This window comes from Vibrio sp. R10-SG3-ISO10, from assembly GCF_059834185.1.
On sequence record NZ_JCBDHG010000001.1, the window covers coordinates 18,271 to 36,557 of the forward strand.

At 44.2% G+C, this 18,287-nt stretch carries 14 protein-coding genes; 8 read left to right on the forward strand and 6 right to left on the reverse strand.

From position 1 onward, the window contains the following. Positions 1-5: 5 nt before the first annotated feature. Together AC6R16_RS00050 and nspC are read left to right on the forward strand one after the other, a co-directional pair. Complete coding sequence (locus AC6R16_RS00050) at positions 6-1,259, forward strand: carboxynorspermidine synthase (protein ID WP_500673156.1); 1,254 nt, start codon at positions 6-8, stop codon at positions 1,257-1,259. 194 nt (positions 1,260-1,453) lie between these two features. Beyond that, positions 1,454-2,593, forward strand: a complete 1,140-nt coding sequence (nspC, locus tag AC6R16_RS00055) for a carboxynorspermidine decarboxylase (protein WP_500673157.1) — start codon at positions 1,454-1,456, stop codon at positions 2,591-2,593. Positions 2,594-2,643: 50 nt separating this feature from the next. On the opposite strand, the gene AC6R16_RS00060 is transcribed toward nspC, so the two are convergent. Further along, complete coding sequence (locus AC6R16_RS00060; protein WP_500673158.1) at positions 2,644-3,156, reverse strand: glycine cleavage system transcriptional repressor; 513 nt, start codon at positions 3,154-3,156, stop codon at positions 2,644-2,646. 217 nt (positions 3,157-3,373) lie between these two features. Continuing rightward, positions 3,374-4,270 carry a DUF3943 domain-containing protein gene (locus AC6R16_RS00065; protein WP_500642062.1) on the reverse strand — a complete coding sequence of 299 codons (897 nt, stop codon included), beginning with the start codon at positions 4,268-4,270 and terminating at the stop codon, positions 3,374-3,376. 177 nt (positions 4,271-4,447) lie between these two features. On the opposite strand from AC6R16_RS00065, the gene AC6R16_RS00070 reads away from it, so the two are divergent. Both AC6R16_RS00070 and AC6R16_RS00075 read left to right on the forward strand, forming a co-directional pair. Further along, the gene (locus tag AC6R16_RS00070) at positions 4,448-5,689 is read left to right on the forward strand and encodes a CinA family nicotinamide mononucleotide deamidase-related protein (protein ID WP_500642063.1); all 1,242 of its coding nucleotides are present in this window, start codon (positions 4,448-4,450) and stop codon (positions 5,687-5,689) included. A gap of 244 nt (positions 5,690-5,933) precedes the next feature. Further along, the gene (locus AC6R16_RS00075; RefSeq protein ID WP_500642064.1) at positions 5,934-6,185 is read left to right on the forward strand and encodes a hypothetical protein; all 252 of its coding nucleotides are present in this window, start codon (positions 5,934-5,936) and stop codon (positions 6,183-6,185) included. 42 nt (positions 6,186-6,227) lie between these two features. On the opposite strand, the gene yfaE is transcribed toward AC6R16_RS00075, so the two are convergent. The 4 genes from yfaE to ubiG form a co-directional block, all read right to left on the reverse strand. Further along, positions 6,228-6,506 carry a class I ribonucleotide reductase maintenance protein YfaE gene (gene yfaE, locus AC6R16_RS00080; protein ID WP_500642065.1) on the reverse strand — a complete coding sequence of 93 codons (279 nt, stop codon included), beginning with the start codon at positions 6,504-6,506 and terminating at the stop codon, positions 6,228-6,230. Beyond that, on the reverse strand, positions 6,506-7,639 hold the full coding sequence (nrdB, locus tag AC6R16_RS00085; protein WP_500642066.1) for a class Ia ribonucleoside-diphosphate reductase subunit beta: 1,134 nt from the start codon (positions 7,637-7,639) through the stop codon (positions 6,506-6,508). Before nrdB ends, yfaE begins: the two co-directional genes overlap by 1 nt. 85 nt (positions 7,640-7,724) lie before the next feature. Then, the gene (gene nrdA, locus AC6R16_RS00090) at positions 7,725-10,007 is read right to left on the reverse strand and encodes a class 1a ribonucleoside-diphosphate reductase subunit alpha (RefSeq protein ID WP_500642067.1); all 2,283 of its coding nucleotides are present in this window, start codon (positions 10,005-10,007) and stop codon (positions 7,725-7,727) included. A 468-nt stretch (positions 10,008-10,475) separates the two neighbouring features. Then, a complete protein-coding gene (gene ubiG / locus AC6R16_RS00095; protein WP_500642068.1) occupies positions 10,476-11,183 on the reverse strand; it encodes a bifunctional 2-polyprenyl-6-hydroxyphenol methylase/3-demethylubiquinol 3-O-methyltransferase UbiG in 708 nt (235 codons plus the stop codon). Positions 11,184-11,468: 285 nt separating this feature from the next. Between ubiG and gyrA the strand changes: the two genes are divergently transcribed. The 4 genes from gyrA (at position 11,469) to AC6R16_RS00115 (ending at position 18,286) form a co-directional block, all read left to right on the forward strand. Further along, entirely contained in the window at positions 11,469-14,099 is a 2,631-nt protein-coding gene (gene gyrA, locus AC6R16_RS00100; protein WP_500642069.1) for a DNA topoisomerase (ATP-hydrolyzing) subunit A, read from the forward strand. Between the two features lie 185 nt (positions 14,100-14,284). Further along, complete coding sequence (locus AC6R16_RS00105) at positions 14,285-14,590, forward strand: hypothetical protein (RefSeq protein ID WP_500642070.1); 306 nt, start codon at positions 14,285-14,287, stop codon at positions 14,588-14,590. 128 nt (positions 14,591-14,718) lie between these two features. Continuing rightward, complete coding sequence (locus AC6R16_RS00110; protein ID WP_500642071.1) at positions 14,719-16,602, forward strand: methyl-accepting chemotaxis protein; 1,884 nt, start codon at positions 14,719-14,721, stop codon at positions 16,600-16,602. A 142-nt stretch (positions 16,603-16,744) separates the two neighbouring features. Then, positions 16,745-18,286 (forward strand): YjjI family glycine radical enzyme, encoded by a 1,542-nt coding sequence (locus AC6R16_RS00115; protein ID WP_500673159.1) that lies wholly within the window; start codon positions 16,745-16,747, stop codon positions 18,284-18,286. Position 18,287 lies beyond the last annotated feature (1 nt).

Sequence of the window (18,287 nt, forward strand, 5' to 3'; positions counted from 1 at the left end):
ATACTATGGCTATTTTACAAATTGGTGCAGGTGGTGTCGGTTGGGTTGTTGCACACAAAGCAGCGCAAAACAACGATGTTCTTGGTGACATTACCATTGCGTCTCGCACAATCGGTAAATGTGAAAAGATCATCGAATCTATCCAGAAGAAAAACAACCTTAAAGACAGCTCGAAGAAACTAGAAGCTCGTGCCGTGAACGCGGATGATGTTGAAGCGCTAGTTGCTTTAATTAAAGAAGTGCAACCTGATTTGGTTATCAACGCGGGTCCTCCTTGGGTAAACATGACTATCATGGAAGCGTGCTACCAAGCGAAAGTGAACTACTTAGATACATCAGTGGCAGTAGACCTATGTTCTGAAGGTCAGCAGGTTCCTCAAGCTTATGATTGGCAGTGGGGTTACCGCGAGAAGTTTGCTGAAGCAGGCATTACGGGCATTTTAGGGGCAGGTTTCGATCCGGGTGTAGTTTCTGTATTTGCTGCTTACGCGGTGAAACACCTGTTCGATGAGATCGACACGATTGACGTAATGGACGTTAACGCAGGCGATCACGGCAAGAAGTTCGCAACCAACTTTGACCCAGAAACCAACATGTTGGAAATTCAGGGTGATTCTTTCTACTGGGAAAACGAAGAGTGGAAGCAAGTCCCTTGTCACTCACGTATGCTTGAGTTTGATTTCCCTAACTGTGGTACACACAAAGTTTACTCAATGGCGCACGATGAAGTTCGTTCAATGAAAGAGTTTATCCCTGCAAAACGTATCGAGTTTTGGATGGGCTTTGGTGACAAGTACCTAAACTACTTTAACTGTATGCGTGACATCGGCCTGCTTAGCCCAGATCCACTCACACTGCATGATGGTACGGTTGTTCAACCTCTACACGTACTGAAGGCACTACTTCCAGACCCAACTTCACTTGCTCCGGGTTACACTGGCTTAACTTGTATCGGTACTTGGGTTCAAGGTAAGAAGGATGGTAAAGAGCGCAGCGTATTTATCTATAACAACGCTGACCATGAAGTGGCATACGAAGATGTAGAACATCAAGCGATCTCTTACACTACGGGTGTTCCTGCTATTACGGCGGCGCTACAGTTCTTCCGTGGTGAGTGGGCGGATAAAGGTGTGTTCAACATGGAACAGCTAAACCCAGATCCATTCCTAGAAACAATGCCAAGCATCGGTCTTGATTGGCATGTTCAAGAGCTTGAAGCGGGTCAAGGTCTGCCAGTAATTCACGAACTTAAAAAGTAACGACTGAATTTTTAGTTTGGTATCAAAAGGGGACAGCAGTGTTCCCTTTTTCGGTCATAGCGATCTATTAGATGTTGGTATTAACCATGTTTATTTTGTAACTCACTACGTTCAGACAGGACAAAATAAACATACTCAATACCAACTCCATCAGCTATGGCTCTTTATCATTAGATTCTGCTTGAGTGCATAAGATGACATTTCAGAAAGAACAACTCAAAACCCCTTACTTTATGATCAACGAAGATAAGTTGATTGAAAACCTAGAGAAAGCAAAACAGCTGAAAGAAATCTCTGGTGTGAAGCTGGTATTGGCACTCAAATGTTTCTCTACGTGGGGCGTGTTTGACATTATTAAGCCTTACTTAGATGGCACCACAAGCTCTGGTCCTTTTGAAGTAAAGCTTGGCCACGAAACGTTTGGCGGAGAAACGCACGCATACAGTGTTGGTTACAGCGAAGATGACGTACGTGAAGTGGCTGACATTTGTGACAAGATGATCTTTAACTCACAGTCTCAGCTCGCGGCCTACCGCCATATCGTTGAAGACAAAGCGTCAATTGGTTTACGTTTAAATCCAGGTGTTAGCTATGCGGGTCAAGATCTAGCGAATCCGGCGCGTCAATTTTCTCGCCTTGGAGTACAAGCGGATCATATTGACCCCGAAGTATTTGAGAACATTGATGGTGTGATGTTCCATATGAACTGCGAAAACAAAGATGTTGATGCGTTCATTGGTTTGCTTGACTCGATCTCTCAGCAGTTTGGTGACTACTTAAACAAGCTTGATTGGGTAAGCATGGGCGGCGGAGTGTTCTTTACATGGCCAGGTTACGATATTGAGAAGCTGGGCTTGGCGCTAAAGGCATTTTCAGAAAAACACGCGGTACAAATGTACCTTGAGCCGGGCGAAGCTATCATTACCAAAACCACAGATCTTGTTGTGACTGTAGTTGATATTGTTGAGAACGTAAAGAAGACAGCGATTGTAGATTCAGCAACAGAGGCTCATCGCTTAGACACGTTAATCTATGATGAGCCGGCATCTATTCTAGAAGCAACAGATAGCGGCGAACATGAATATGTGATTGGCTCTTGCTCATGCCTTGCCGGGGATCAATTCTGTGTGGCCAACTTTGACAAACCGCTAGAAATTGGTCAGCGACTGCATATCATGGATAGTGCAGGTTACACTATGGTTAAGCTTAACTGGTTCAACGGATTACGTATGCCTTCAGTCTATTGTGAGAGAAGCTCGGGAGAGGTTCAGAAATTGAATGAGTTTGATTATTCTGACTTCAAGCGCTCACTGTCACAATGGTCTTTGAAATAGCAAATAAAAAGAGAGCGACTCGTCGCTCTCTTTTTCATTTGACTCAACGTTTAGCTTTCCACCATGACCCTTGTGTCTTCACTTAAAGACTCAAGTTCATTAGCCACGTCGTTGATATTGATCTGCTTAGGCAATCTTATCGACAAGTTTGCCGTAAATAAGCTCGAGCTCACTCCACCTCCACCAGCGATGAAGACTCTTTGGCAATCCATATCAAGAATATTGATACCTTGTCCATCGAGTACGTGAGTAATCTCGTTTACGATACCCGCCCGATCATTGGAATCGAGTCTGAGTTGGTAGATAGTATCAACATCGTGTGCCAGTTGATCGGAATCTGTAACCTGTACTAGTAAATCTGGATGGGAGGCAAAGGCGTCTTTCACGAGTTGTTCATTGACGCTTGGAAGTTCAACTTTAATCACCGCTGCGACTTGGTCTTCAATAAAATTGACTTTACTGATGAGCCACTTACCTCCGTTTTCGTGGGTGATAGCGGCAAGTTGCTTGATTGTTGCAGGGGTTGCTTTGCCAACGAAGTTAACAATAAATGTGCTGTTCATATTGGGCCTCCAAACGCTGAGTAAGGCATGTGGCTTTCAATGCTTATTGAGGTTGAAAGAGTTCTGATGCCTAACTTCAGTTTAGAATGGAAAGATAGGTTGGGTTTGACCTGAGTCAAGTTTTAAACCTAAATCCTTGTCAACGCTACGAATCTTTAACCGCGAGCACAAAAAAAGCGATGAACAACATCGCTTTTTCAGTAAGATTTGATGTGGTTTAGAAGCTCACTTTCATTTCTACACCATAGAAAACGTTATCGTAACTTGCTCCTGCATCCATAGCGAATTTAGCGGCATCTTGGTTGCCGAACCAAGGCTTACTGCTGTATTGGAATTCTGCGCTGCCACCCCAAGCTCCGCTTACCCAGCCGTGGATATGACCGACGGGATTGAGGAAGAACAGAGATACATCACCTACGGTTTCAGAACCTAAGACTTCGCCACCGGATGCGACAATGTTTTGCTCTGCTTCAAACATCATCTCACCAACCACTGCACCAAAGAATGGGGTAATAAAGATGTCTTGCCAAGAAGGTACTTCTGCGAAGGCTTCAACACCGTATTCCCAGAAGAAAGTCGACATTGTTGCGGAGTACAAGAAAGACTCAAACTCATTAAAGCCTGCGTGTCGCGCCGCTGTGTAGTACACGCCACCAAAATAAGGATGCATGACATAGTTTAGGAAGTGTTCATCGCGATCCCATGTAGGGCCCGAAGTGACATTGTCCTTCCATTTAGAACCTAGACCGCTAAGGTCACGATCTTCTTCATCCCATTTTGTGATTGATTCTGGTAGAAGCGTCATCAAGCCGACCGTGGCAACACTCAGTCCTAGAATCGTGTAGGTTTGCCCCATCAAGTAATCCCAATCTTTGCCATCGGAAACCGTGAGATATTTAGGTAACGCCGGGCCTTCGAGTTTTAGGTCATTTTCTGTCAAACTGAGTGAAAACGGGTCTGACGATTGATATTGATAAGAATGATAGAAAAACGTGTCGGATTCAGCTTGATCTACAGTGTATGAAAACTCAATATGTTGATTAGAATCATATACATTGGCACTGGCCTGGGCAGAAGCTGACAAAACTAAAGCGGTGATGCTTTTTTTCAACACTGAGCACTCCATCGTTATTATTTTAATGATCAGGGTCACAAGTATCCAACAAAGTTGGCGTATTGGGAATCTGAAATTGTCCTAAATAAGAAACTTAGTTGTTTTTTGGCCTAATGCCATAATAAATATCAGTTAAACTCATAAAATATGTGACGTTTTCCCACTAAGGATAAAATAATGTTGAAAATCGCAATGCTGAGCACTGGGGAAGAAGTCCTCCACGGAGACATCGTCGATACGAATGCAGCGTGGTTATCTCAAAGGTTTTTCGAACAAGGCTTTAGCGTAACTAAGCGCTCAACAGTTGGTGACGAGATGTCAGCTCTTGTCGAAGAGCTGATGATGCTAAGTTTTAACTGTGACGTCGTCGTTGTTAACGGTGGGTTAGGCCCAACAAGTGACGACTTGAGCGCTGAGGCGGTGGCTGTCGCTTCAGAGACTGAGCTTGTTCTGTATCCAGAATGGTTAGCAAGGCTAGAGAAGTTTTTTACCTCTCGTGGGTTAGCTATGCCAGAAAGTAACCGTAAACAAGCCATGTTGCCAAAAGATTCGGTTCTACTTGATAACCCAATTGGAACTGCTTGTGGCTTTAAAGTTCGCTTTAATGACTGTGATTTCTACTTCACACCGGGTGTACCGAGCGAATTTAAGCTGATGGTAGAGCAACAGATTCTACCCGATATGAAGACCACGCATCGTGATGTGTTAGGGCAGGAATGCAGTAAGCTTTATACCTTTGGTACTTCGGAGTCGGCTTTGTCAGATAAGCTCGACAAGGTACAACTTCCTGATGGCTACACACTAGGTTATCGTTCATACCTGCCTTACATCGAAGTGAAGTTGTTTGGCCCTAAGAATGATTTAGATAACCGAGTGAAACTGCTGCAGATTATCTTCAATTTGATTGAAAGCAATGTGGTGAGTGTTGATGAATCTATGCAGGACCATGTTGCCTACCTAATCCAAGAGCGAAAACAATCTATCGCGACGGCGGAGCAATCGACTTATGGTTCGTTATCACACTGGTTACAGTCTAAAGAGGTGGCAGCCCAATATTGTGGTCATGGATGGGTGTTGGGTGAGCGCGTTAATGTTGGTGATGAGAGTGACGACCAACTCGCAGCTGCTTTTGCCCTTGCTGGAGCAACGAAAGATAAATGTGCTACGGACATCGCCATTGTAACGGGTAAGGTAACAGAGAAGACGTTTTCAGTCGCCTTGGCCGCACCGGAAGGAGAGTGGGGACAGACGTTAACCTTCAATCGCAATTATACGCGTGAAGAACGTACTCTGGTGATCACAACCGTTGCAGCGGATATGTTGCGACGCTACCTCAACACGAAACCTATGTTTGTCCAGTACAGTTCACTGAGCAGGAACAAAGAAATGTTTGTGCCACGAAGCGCAATAGAAGCATAATTATTCAACTAGGATAGTGAGTCAATTTTGTCAAATTGGCTCAGTCTAGTGTTCTGTAATAAGTGGATGATCCTATTTCTTATTACTCATTCACGCTCATATTATTTTTATATGCCAAATTCGAATATCGTTTAACTGGATGATTTTCAATAGAAGTGGAAATTGTCTTAGATTTGCAACGTGCATTCGGCAAAATAACCTTTAAAATGACAATTCAGGATTCTAATTGCTCAGGGAGGTTAGCATGTTTAATCAGTCCAAGATCCTTGTTTGGTATCAAGTGGCGAGCCAAAAAGTCTTTCTAGGTGAAGCACTTAATGGAAAGCATCAAGATGTTATCTCTTTGTGGTTGCAAGCGCCAGAAGACAAACCAAGTGGTGAACGTTTAGGGTATCGACTTTCGTTATTTGATGATGATGGAAGGGAGATCGCAGATAAGCCTGTTTCTGTGCTGACCGCCGATGAATTCCTATCCGGAGTACGTGTTCAGATGTAAAAACGGCCAGCGTTTTGCTGGCCGTTTTCTATTTGTGCATACTTATGCGCGTTTTTCTTTAAGCGAGTAATTGACACCTTCAATTTCAATGTCTGTCTTCGCTTTACATATACACGGCAAAATTTCTTTTTCTTGTGTGTACGCCATTGCAAAACCAACGTATTCAACTTCACCTGAGACCAGTTTGCAGCGGCAAGCGCCACAGTGCCCATCTCTACAGTTATATTCAGGCTCTAACCCTGCATTCTCCATAGTTTCGAGAATGGTATTAGAAGGGTGAGACTGAACCGATGTAATAGCGTTGATTTTGATATTAGGCATTACAGTTCGAAATCCTTGAAGTCGTCTGCACGTACGTCGCTGTCGATCTGACCAACCAGGTAAGATGAAATTTCTGCTTCCTGAGGCGCAACCTGCACGTTATCTGAAGACAACCATGCATTAATCCAAGGAATTGGGTTAGAAGTTGCTTCAGGGTAAGCGGCGTCTAGGCCAACAGCTTGCATACGAATGTTCGTAATGTATTCAACGTACTGGCAAAGAATGTCTTTGTTCAGACCGATCATTGACCCATCTTTGAATAGGTATTCTGCCCACTCTTTTTCTTGCTCAGCAGCGTCTTTAAACAGCTCAAAACACTCTTGCTTACACTCTTCCGCGATTTGCATGAATGAGAAATCGTCTTGGCCGTTACGTAGCAGGTTAATCATGTGCTGTGTACCCGTTAGGTGCAGCGCCTCATCACGAGCGATAAGCTTGATGATTTTAGCGTTACCTTCCATTAGCTCACGCTCAGCAAAAGCAAATGAACACGCAAAACTCACGTAGAAACGAATCGCTTCTAGTGCGTTAACTGACATCAAACAAACGTAGAGCTTCTTCTTCAGGTCGTGAAGGGTAATCTTCACTTCTTCGCCGTTGATGTTATGAGTACCTTCACCGTAACGATGGTAATCATTGGTCATTTGAATCAGATCGTCGTAGTAGCGAGAAATGTCTTCTGCACGCTTAAGGATGTGCTCATTTTCTACGATGTCGTCAAACACTAGACCCGGATCATTCACGATGTTACGGATGATGTGCGTGTAAGAGCGTGAGTGAATTGTCTCTGAGAAAGACCAAGTTTCAATCCAAGTTTCTACTTCTGGTAGCGATACCAACGGCAGCAGGGCAACGTTTGGACTGCGACCTTGGATAGAATCGAGCAGTGTTTGGTACTTAAGGTTTGAGATGAAGATATGCTTTTCATGCTCTGGCAGCTTGTTGTAGTCGATACGATCGCTTGAAACGTCCACTTCTTCAGGACGCCAGAAGAAAGACAATTGCTTCTCGATGAGCTTTTCGAAGATTTCAAACTTCTGCTGGTCGTAACGAGCAACGTTTACTGATTGACCTAAGAACATTGGTTCTTTTAGCTGGTCATTTTTTTTTCTGTTAAAAGTACTGTAAGCCATGGTGCCTCAATTCCTTTTAAGCCCCTCATGTCTGAGGGGCGAATAATTTGTTAAGCCTTGATAACCCTTTAGTCAGGATTATGGTTTAAATCTTACAACCGCCGCCTGCACAATCGTCATCTTGTGGTTGTACTGCGTCTTTCTGATCGTCGCTCGCGCCATCACGTGTGTTGTGGTAGTAAAGTGTCTTCACACCAAACTTATACGCAGTTAGCAGATCTTGAAGCAGTTTCTTCATTGGCACTTTGCCACTTTCAAAACGCGTTGGGTCGTAGTTAGTATTTGCTGAAATCGCTTGGTCGACAAACTTCTGCATGATACCCACTAGGTGCAGGTAACCATCGTTTGAACCGATGTTCCATAGCAGTTCGTAGTTGTCTTTGTACTCAAGGAAATCTGGCACTACTTGCTTCAGGATACCGTCTTTAGACGCCTTCACTGAAACGTAACCACGTGGTGGCTCAATACCGTTTGTCGCGTTAGAGATCTGAGAAGATGTCTCAGAAGGCATTAGCGCGGTTAGGGTAGAGTTACGCAGGCCGTGCGTCATGATTTCTTCACGTAGACCATCCCAATCGTAGTGCAGTTTCTCGTCACAAATTAGGTCGACATCTTTTTTGTAAGTGTCGATTGGCATCAGGCCTTTAGCGTAGTTTGTTTCTTCGAATAAAGGACACTTACCTTGCTCTTTCGCAAGCGCGACTGAAGCTTTCAGCAAGTAGTACTGCATCGCTTCGAATGTACGGTGTGTTAGACCATTTGCGCTGCCATCTGAGTACTTCACACCGTTCTTCGCTAAGTAGTAAGCGTAGTTGATCACACCAACACCTAGAGTACGGCGGTTCATCGTTGACTTGTACGCAGCTGGTAGCGGGTAGTCTTGGTAATCCAGTAGTGCGTCTAGTGCACGAACAACAAGATCTGACAGCTCTTCAAAGTCATCAAGAGACTTAATCGCACCAAGGTTGAATGCAGATAGAGTACACAGAGCAATCTCACCAGAGTCATCTTCAACGTTTGTTAGCGGCTTAGTTGGCAGCGCGATTTCCAAACATAGGTTAGATTGACGAACAGGTGCAACTTCTGAGTCGAACGGGCTGTGCGTATTACAGTGGTCAACGTTCTGAATGTAGATGCGACCAGTAGAAGCACGCTCTTGCATCAAGATAGAGAACATCTCGATAGCTTTAACGGTTTCTTTCTTGATTGATGGATCGTTTTCGTACTGAACGTATAGACGTTCGAACTCGTCTTGGTTCTCGAAGAACGCATCGTACAGACCTGGCACATCTGATGGTGAGAACAAAGTAATGTTGCCACCTTCAACTAGACGTTGATACATCAAGCGGTTTAGCTGTACACCGTAGTCCATGTGACGAACACGGTTCTCTTCAACACCACGATTGTTCTTAAGAACCATCAGTGCTTGAGATTCACCATGCCATAGTGGGTAGAACACAGTCGCTGCACCGCCACGAACACCACCTTGAGAACAACATTTAACCGCTGTTTGGAAGTATTTGTAGAAAGGGATACAACCCGTGTGGAATGCTTCACCACCACGGATCTCTGAACCTAGAGCACGGATACGGCCAGCGTTGATACCAATACCAGCACGTTGAGAAACGTAACGAACAATAGAGCTTGCTGTCGCATTGATTGAATCTAGGCTATCGCCACACTCAATAAGTACACATGAGCTGAACTGACGAGTAGGGGTACGTACGCCAGACATGATCGGCGTAGGTAGAGAAATTTTGAATGTCGATGTCGCATCGTAGAAGCGCTTGATGTAATCAAGACGTGTCTCTTTCGGGTATTTCGCGAATAGACAAGCAGAAACTAGGATGTAAAGGAACTGCGCACTTTCGTAGATTTCACCGGATACACGGTTTTGAACAAAGTACTTACCTTCAAGCTGTTTTACGGCTGCATAAGAAAAATCGAGATCGCGCTTGTGATCGATGTAGGCATCTAGCTCATCAAGTTCTGCTTTGGTGTAGTCTTCCAGAATGTGCTGGTCGTATTTACCCATATCCACAAGGCGAGCGACGTGATCGTATAGCGTTGGTGGCTCATACTGGTCATACGCTTTTTTACGTAGATGGAATACAGCCAAACGTGCCGCTAGATATTGGTAATCAGGCGTCTCTTCAGAAATCAAATCTGCTGCAGACTTGATGATGGTTTCATGGATATCAGATGTAGTGATACCGTCATAGAACTGAATGTGAGCGCGTAGTTCTACTTGAGATACAGAGACGTTGTCTAGACCTTCGGCAGCCCAGGTGATAACGCGATGGATCTTTTCGAGATCAATACTTTCTTTGCGTCCGTCACGCTTAGTAACGGTAAGTTGTTGGTTCATTCTGCTTCATTTCCCTAACAAAACTGATAAAAGCCGTATTTTTGTGTAATTCTTGTAAAAATCGTTCCGGCTTTGTGATCAAAGTCTATCTATATATTGTAGTACAAACACAACATATAGGGGTGCACCAAGGTGCGAGTTACAAGATAGTGCTATCCCCATGGCTTTTCAAGTTACAGATCTTGGATGACTTGTGGATAACTAACAAAATTAAAAAAAACAGTAAGTGACTACTAACCGATGAAGTTAGAGCGGGTAAGATTGTAATTAATTACCGTTTTTAGATCGGTTTAGAAGTAACCACAAACAAAAAAAAATTCCTTGATCTTTGGTCAAAGTTGTCTTCGATTTTTGCTTTGATTATTTTGGAATCAAACCGACAAAAATTGCTTCAATTGGCACTAAAAAAGGCGATGAGCATGTGCTATCGCCTTAATCTTGACCACTACATCTAGTATGTGACAAATGTTAAAATTTCTGAGTATGAACGATGTAATTTACATCAACATTTTGACCTAGCTTGTAGGTGTCTGTCAGAGGGTTGTAGTGCAGGCCAGTAATCCCGGTTTCGGTTAAGTCAGTTTGATCAATCATTTTAATCATCTCAGCAGGGCGGATGAACTTATCATGATCATGAGTGCCTTCAGGGACAATCTTCAACAGCTTTTCTGCGCCGACAATCGCGAACAGATAAGATTTAAGGTTGCGGTTAAGTGTTGAAAAGAATACGTGACCACCAGGTTTCACCAAAGCGGCACATGAACGAATCACTGATTGTGGGTCCGGGACGTGCTCAAGCATTTCCATACAGGTCACAACGTCATACTTACTTTGATTTTCAGTCGCATGATCTTCAATTGTACTCTGGATGTAGGTGAGCTTAGTGCCCGTTTCTAGAGCGTGCAGTCTCGCCACTTCTAATGGCTCTTTACCCATATCAAGACCGGTGACAATCGCGCCTTCTTTGGCCATGCTTTCTGCTAAAATTCCGCCGCCACAGCCGACGTCTAAAACTTCTTTGCCAAACAAGCCATCACAATTGTCCAAAACATAGTTGAGGCGCAAAGGATTGATCTGATGCAAAGGCTTAAATTCACCTTCTAAATCCCACCAGCGTGAGGCCATATCCTCAAACTTCTTAATTTCGTTTGGATCGACGTTTTGTGATTGGGTCATAACAACTCTACTAATTTAACCGCTTCCTTGAATGACAGGCATTATACCTGTTAACCACATACACTCCATAGACGGGATCACTTTTCTCTACGGGTGGATAAAATATAACCATTTATCAGCAAGATATCAGATGAGTGTGCAAATTCTCGGCGTTTGATTCACAACCAAGCTCACAACCTGATAAAAGGAGAGGGAAAGTAATGCCGAACCACTGAAATGTATGTTATATTTTTGCACCTTAAGCGTATTGTACATACGATCTATAAATAGAGGGATAATGGCTCTATGAGCGATCTAGCGAAAGAGATCACGCCCGTAAACATTGAAGATGAGCTTCGAGGTTCATACCTAGACTACGCGATGTCAGTAATCGTGGGTCGTGCTCTTCCAGATGTGCGTGATGGCCTAAAGCCTGTACACCGCCGCGTTTTGTTCGCGATGAATGTACTAGGTAATGATTGGAATAAACCATATAAAAAATCTGCCCGTGTTGTTGGCGACGTAATCGGTAAATATCACCCACACGGTGATAGCGCTGTGTACGATACAATCGTACGTATGGCTCAGCCGTTCTCACTTCGTTACATGCTGGTCGACGGTCAAGGTAACTTCGGTTCGATCGATGGTGACTCAGCGGCAGCAATGCGTTACACCGAAGTTCGCATGGCAAAAATTGCCCACGAACTTTTGGCTGACCTAGATAAAGAAACAGTAGACTACGTGCCTAACTACGATGGCACTGAGCAGATCCCTGCTGTTCTACCTACAAAAATTCCTAACCTATTGGTAAACGGTGCTTCTGGTATCGCAGTAGGTATGGCAACCAACATTCCTCCGCACAACCTGACAGAGGTAATTGATGGTTGTCTTGCGTACATCAATAATGAAGCGATCACTATTGATGAGCTAATGGACTACATTCCTGGTCCAGACTTCCCAACAGCAGCGCTAATCAGTGGCCGTAAAGGTATCGTCGATGCTTATAAGACGGGCCGCGGTAAGATTTACATGCGCTCGAAAGCGGATATCGAAACAGACAAGAATGGTAAAGAAACCATTATTGTTACCGAAATTCCTTATCAGGTTAACAAAGCACGCTTGATCGAAAAGATCGCTGAGCTAGTTAAAGATAAGAAAGTTGAAGGTATCAGTGCGCTACGCGATGAGTCTGACAAAGACGGTATGCGTATTGTTATCGAATGTAAGCGTGATGCAGTTGGCGAAGTGGTTCTAAACAACCTTTACGCACAAACTCAGCTTCAAACCACATTCGGCATCAACATGGTGGCACTGAATAATGGTCAACCACAGCTATTCAACTTGAAAGATATGTTGAAGTGCTTTGTTGATCACCGCCGTGAAGTGGTGACTCGCCGTACTATCTTCGAATTGCGTAAAGCGCGTGAGCGTGCACATATCCTTGAAGCACTCTCTCTTGCACTAGCAAACATTGATGAAGTTATAGAACTGATCAAGAACGCACCAACACCAGCTGATGCAAAAGTGGGCTTGGTTTCGCGTGGTTGGGATCTTGGTAACGTTGCTTCAATGCTTGAACGTGCCGGTACTGATGCTGCACGTCCAGAGTGGTTAGAAGATCAATACGGCATCCGTGACGGTCAGTACTTCCTGACTGAAACTCAAGCACAAGCTATTCTAGAGCTTCGCCTACACCGCCTAACGGGTTTAGAGCACGAGAAGATTCTAGATGAGTACAAAGCACTTCTAGATGAGATCGCTGAGCTAATGCACATTCTTGCAAGCACTGAGCGTTTGATGGAAGTGATTCGTGAAGAACTCGAAGCAGTACGTGATGGCTTCGGTGATGCACGTCGTACTGAGATTACAGCGGCAAGCCACGATATCGACATGGAAGAGCTGATTGCTCGTGAAGATGTTGTTGTTACGCTATCTCACGAAGGTTACGTTAAGTACCAAATCCTAAGCGACTACGAAGCTCAGCGTCGTGGTGGTAAAGGTAAGAGTGCAACTAAGATGAAAGATGAAGACTATATTGAACGTCTTCTAGTGGCGAATACCCACGACAACATCTTATGTTTCTCTACTCGTGGTAAGACTTACCGTCTGAAAGTTTACCAACTACCTCAAGCAAGTCGTACCGCTCGCGGTAAGCCAATTGTTAACATTCTTCCACTAGAAGAAGGTGAGCGTATCACTGCGATTCTACCTGTTGATGAATTCTCACCAGAGAAATTCATCTTCATGGCAACAGGTGACGGTACCGTTAAGAAGACATCTCTAGATCAGTTTGCAAATGTTCGTGCGAACGGTCTAATTGCTGTAAACCTACGTGATGAAGACTCTCTAATCGGTGTTGATATCACAAACGGCGAAAGCGATATCATGCTGTTCTCGAAAGCGGGTAAAGTCGTTCGCTTTGCAGAAGATAAAGTACGTGCAATGGGCCGTACCGCAGCAGGTGTTCGCGGTATGAAGCTTGCTGATGATGATCAAGTTGTTTCGCTGATTGTTCCTTCAAATGAAGGTGACATCCTAACAGTGACGCAAAATGGTTACGGTAAGCGTACTGAACTTGCAGAATACCCAACCAAAGGCCGTGCGACACAAGGTGTTGTATCGATCAAAGTTTCTGAGCGAAATGGCCCTGTAGTTGGCGCAGTACAAGTAGAAGAAGGCGACGAGATGATGATGATCACCGACGCTGGTACTCTAGTTCGTACACGTGTTGCTGAAGTAAGCCAAGTAGGTCGTAATACGCAAGGTGTTACACTAATCCGTACTGCTGAAGATGAAAACGTTGTGGGTCTACAACGTATCGATGAAGTAGAAGAAGCGGAACTCGTCGAAGGTGAAGAAGGCGTTGATGGTGAGGTAGCACAAGAAACTACTGACTCTAACGAGACGCCAGCAGCAAGCGATGATGCTGAAGAGTAATTCAGTTAATTGAACATCAAAATGCCAGACCTAGTGTCTGGCATTTTTGTGCTAATCATTCACTACTTTCATTTCTTCGAGTGACTTCAAGTGCTGAGCATCAAAGCGCTCAGAGCCAATAGCAGTCCGAGACTTAAGACATGTTTCAAGGTTAGATTGTATTGAAACCTAAATCGGAGGTGTTTATGGGTTACGACACGCCTATGGCGATTTCCAACTATCTCGCTGTTTTAATCGCAATAATACTGATATATCCGTTTGCACTGGTGGCAGTGAACATTGCTATCTATTCTCCAGTCCGCCGAAAGAAAGTGACCAAATGGTTTAATATTATCTCTGCACTTATTGCTACAACAATGCTGGCGTTTCATATGCAAACTGAAGTGATATATGGAAAAGAATTGATCGATAAGTACTACAGAGATAATCCCCAGATACGAGAAGAGCCTCAAAAGGTGAGTAACAAAGCTGCCGACGTGACGACTCTCTGACGTCAGAAAAATAACTATATTACAAATAGTTAGTGTAAGTGAATAACTCGATAATTTTGCGTGCATATAGAAGAAATTGACTATAAAATTCGCAATCTCTGTCTGTTCCACAACCAAAATAATCGATTATGAACTTATCATTAAAACAAAAACTTATAGGTGCAAGCCTGTTAGCAGTGGTGCTAATGGCGAGTGCGCTAACTTGGCTTTCCGCCGATCAACTTAAGCAACAAACGCAAAATGGTGTTTATGCGCGAGCAGAAAGTCTAGCGACGACGGCTTCTGCTGGTATCAAAGACTGGATCAATATTCGTAAGGATATTGCCTCTGCGTTTAATGACTACAGCAATGAAATCGACGTTGTTCCATACCTACAACAAGCGAGAAAAGCTGGCGGCTTTGATGACATCTTCTTAGGCACGCCAGAAGGTGGTATGTACCGTTCGCACCCTGAGCGTAACCGAGCTGATTACGACCCACGTGTTCGCCCTTGGTATATCGATGCTAATAATGCAGGCCGTCAAATCATCACTACGGCATACAAAGATGCGATTACTAATGCCTTGTTAGTGACGATTGCTGAACCAATTCGCCGTAACGGTCAGTTTGTTGGTGTGGTTGGCGCTGATGTATTGATTGATCAACTAATTAACGATGTGATCAACTTAGATGCGGGTAAAAATGCTTACGCGATGTTGATTGATACTCAGAATGGCAGCTTCTTAGCCCACCCAGATAAATCTCTTTCTCTTAAGCCTGTTACTACACTCTCAAAAGAGTTCACTCTACGTGCCATCGAAGAGGCTGCAAACGCTGGCTCAATCAAGTTGATTGAACGTAATGGTCAAGAGAAGTTGTATTTCTTTACTAAGGTTCCAGATACGCAGTGGATCTTCGCTATTGAGATGGATCGCGCAACAGAAGAAGCGGCACACACAGAGCTGCTACAAAGCCTAATTATTACCGCAGTCGTCATTACATTAATTGTTATTGCTGTGGTTTCTTGGTTAGTGAGCTTCTTGTTCCAAGATTTGGTTCGTGTTTCAAATGCGCTTGAAGAAATTGCTTCCGGTGAAGGCGATCTAACTCAGCGTCTTGAACCACGTAGCGACGATGAAGTTGGTCAGTTGGCAACGAACTTCAATACGTTCGTTGGCAATATGCATACTATGGTTTCTAAGTTGAGTCTTGTGTCTGCATCGCTGTCAGAGCAGTCAAAACAAACAGCGCAACAAGCAGAAGAGCGCAGTGCGCGTATTCGTTTGCAGCAAGATGAGATCAATATGGTCGCAACAGCGATCAATGAAATGGCGGCAGCAACGCAAGAAATTGCTGGCAACGCAGATAATACAGCGCAGAATTCAACTGAAGCGGTAACAGCTTGTGTTCACGGTGGTGAGCAGGTCGTTCAGACTCAAGGCTCGATTCAAAACTTAGCAACGGAAGTTCAGGTCGCGACAGAAGTAATTCAAGAGCTTGAAGTTCATGGTAATAGTATCAGTACTATTCTTTCTACGATTCAGGATATTGCAGAGCAAACTAACTTACTTGCGCTTAATGCCGCTATTGAAGCAGCGCGTGCGGGTGAACAAGGTCGTGGCTTCGCTGTGGTTGCTGATGAAGTTCGTGTTCTAAGCCAACGTACACACGCTTCAACCCAAGAAATCCAGCAGATGATTGAAACGCTGCAAGGCACAACGGGTAAAGCTGTGGGCATCATGGGTGATAGCCGTCAGTTAGCCGATACCAGTGTAGCGGACGCTGATTCAGCTGCGGTGAGCCTGACTCAAATCCAAACAGCGGTAGAGCGTATTAGCGATATGGCGACCCAAATTGCCTCTGCTGCTGAAGAGCAAGCGTCAGTCACTTCTGAAATCACGCGTAACACCGTTGGTATTCGTGATGTTTCGAATGAACTTGCAGATGAAGCACACGACGCAGCAGCACAAGCCGCACAGTTGTCTGAGCTATCTCACGAACTAGAGCAAGAGATTCAGCGATTTAAACTGTAATCCAATGACTCTTAAAGCCCCGAAAGTTCGGGGCTTTTTTTGAATATGAATTTCCAAAATGGACATTAGTCATCAACATAATCTCAATAGTGGACATAGAGGATATTAGTTAGAATCCTTATAAATAATAAGGGAAATAATTATGTCTGATGTTAACAACGCATTTCAGCAACGTATAAACAATATTGTTACCGATGCTAAGCTCTCTCCAAAACAGAAAAACCAATTCTTAGCCCTAGAAGCGGAAGCCAGTCTTCCCTATATGAAGGTTTCTGAAGGTGTTTCAAAAGCGATGGAAGAGGGCGTAATTTGTGACATGTTTGAAGGCCATGCCCCTTTCAAACCTCGCTATGTTTTACCTGACTATGCGAAGTTCCTTAAGCAAGGCTCAGATTACCTAGAACTAGAACCCGCGACTGATTTTGATGATGCGCTGAATCTACTGACGATCATCTACCACCATGTTCCTTCTGTAACGAATATTCCGGTCTATCTTGGTCAGCTTGATGATGTCCTGTTGCCCTATGTAGGAACCTTAAGTGAAGCGGAAATTTACACCAAGCTGAAACGTTTCTGGATCATGCTCGATAGAACGCTGCCAGATGCCTTTATGCATGTGAATATTGGCCCTACAGACAATGTCATTTGCCGAACAATTTTACGAGTCGACGCAGAGTTAAAGCAGATCGCTCCGAACTTAACCTTTATGTACGACGCGAACGTCACCCCAGACGATCTACTCAAACAAGCGACGACCAATATCTGTGAATGTAGCAAACCTCATATCGCTAATTATCCGATGCATGCGGCCGCTTATGGTGAGAATAAGTTTGGCATTGTTAGTTGCTACAACTCTCTGCCTCTTGCTGGTGGTTCGAATACCTTAGTTCGCATGAACTTAAAAGAAGTCGCATTGCGTGCCAAAGATAGAACAGATTTTCTAGACTACGTTTTACCATCTTATAGTGAGCTAATGATTGAGCTTATGGATGCGCGCAGCAGTCACCTGCACGAGAAATCGAACTTCTTCAAAGGCTTTTTAACGACTGAAGGTTTGGTTGAAGAGAATCGATTTGCACCTATGTATGGCATTTATGGCATGGCTGAAGCGGTCAATATCTTGCTTGACAAAGAAGGCATTGATGAGCAATACGGCCACAGTCAGCAGGCAAATCGACTTGCACTGGCAATATCAGAAAAGCTCGCTCTCCTTGTCGATAGCAGCCCAGTGAAATATGGTTTAGAGGGTAAGGCGCTGCTTCACGCTCAAGGCGGGATAAGCTTGGATGAAGATGTGACGCCAGGTGTTCGTATCCCTTATGGCACCGAACCTGATCCTGTGTCTTATGTTCAAGCAACGGCTGAGCAGCACAAATATTACACCTCTGGCATTAGTGATATTTTGACCATAGATGAAACGGTGAAATCCAACCCTGAGGCGATGTTCAACTTGTGTAAGGGGGCATTGAGGCAAGGCTTTAGAGAGTTTACCGCGAACGTTGCATCTAATGATTTAGTCCGTGTCACGGGTTATATGATTAAGCTTTCTGATATCAACAAGTTTGCCGAGGAAGGCTCACGTAAAAACACCACTTTCTTGGGAGCTGAGGCGGCGAAGAACACTGGAATTTTAGACCGTTCACCTCGCGTGGTCAGCATGGAAACAGAGCCAGTTTACAAGTAAT

Coding starts and splice junctions, on each gene's coding strand:
- AC6R16_RS00115 (WP_500673159.1), top strand. CDS start 16,745: ATGTCTGATGTTAACAACGCATTTCAGCAACGTATAAACAATATTGTT.
- AC6R16_RS00075 (WP_500642064.1), top strand. CDS start 5,934: ATGTTTAATCAGTCCAAGATCCTTGTTTGGTATCAAGTGGCGAGCCAA.
- ubiG (WP_500642068.1), bottom strand. CDS start 11,183: ATGACCCAATCACAAAACGTCGATCCAAACGAAATTAAGAAGTTTGAG.
- yfaE (WP_500642065.1), bottom strand. CDS start 6,506: ATGCCTAATATCAAAATCAACGCTATTACATCGGTTCAGTCTCACCCT.
- nrdB (WP_500642066.1), bottom strand. CDS start 7,639: ATGGCTTACAGTACTTTTAACAGAAAAAAAAATGACCAGCTAAAAGAA.
- AC6R16_RS00070 (WP_500642063.1), top strand. CDS start 4,448: ATGTTGAAAATCGCAATGCTGAGCACTGGGGAAGAAGTCCTCCACGGA.
- AC6R16_RS00105 (WP_500642070.1), top strand. CDS start 14,285: ATGGGTTACGACACGCCTATGGCGATTTCCAACTATCTCGCTGTTTTA.
- nspC (WP_500673157.1), top strand. CDS start 1,454: ATGACATTTCAGAAAGAACAACTCAAAACCCCTTACTTTATGATCAAC.
- AC6R16_RS00110 (WP_500642071.1), top strand. CDS start 14,719: ATGAACTTATCATTAAAACAAAAACTTATAGGTGCAAGCCTGTTAGCA.
- nrdA (WP_500642067.1), bottom strand. CDS start 10,007: ATGAACCAACAACTTACCGTTACTAAGCGTGACGGACGCAAAGAAAGT.
- gyrA (WP_500642069.1), top strand. CDS start 11,469: ATGAGCGATCTAGCGAAAGAGATCACGCCCGTAAACATTGAAGATGAG.
- AC6R16_RS00050 (WP_500673156.1), top strand. CDS start 6: ATGGCTATTTTACAAATTGGTGCAGGTGGTGTCGGTTGGGTTGTTGCA.
- AC6R16_RS00060 (WP_500673158.1), bottom strand. CDS start 3,156: ATGAACAGCACATTTATTGTTAACTTCGTTGGCAAAGCAACCCCTGCA.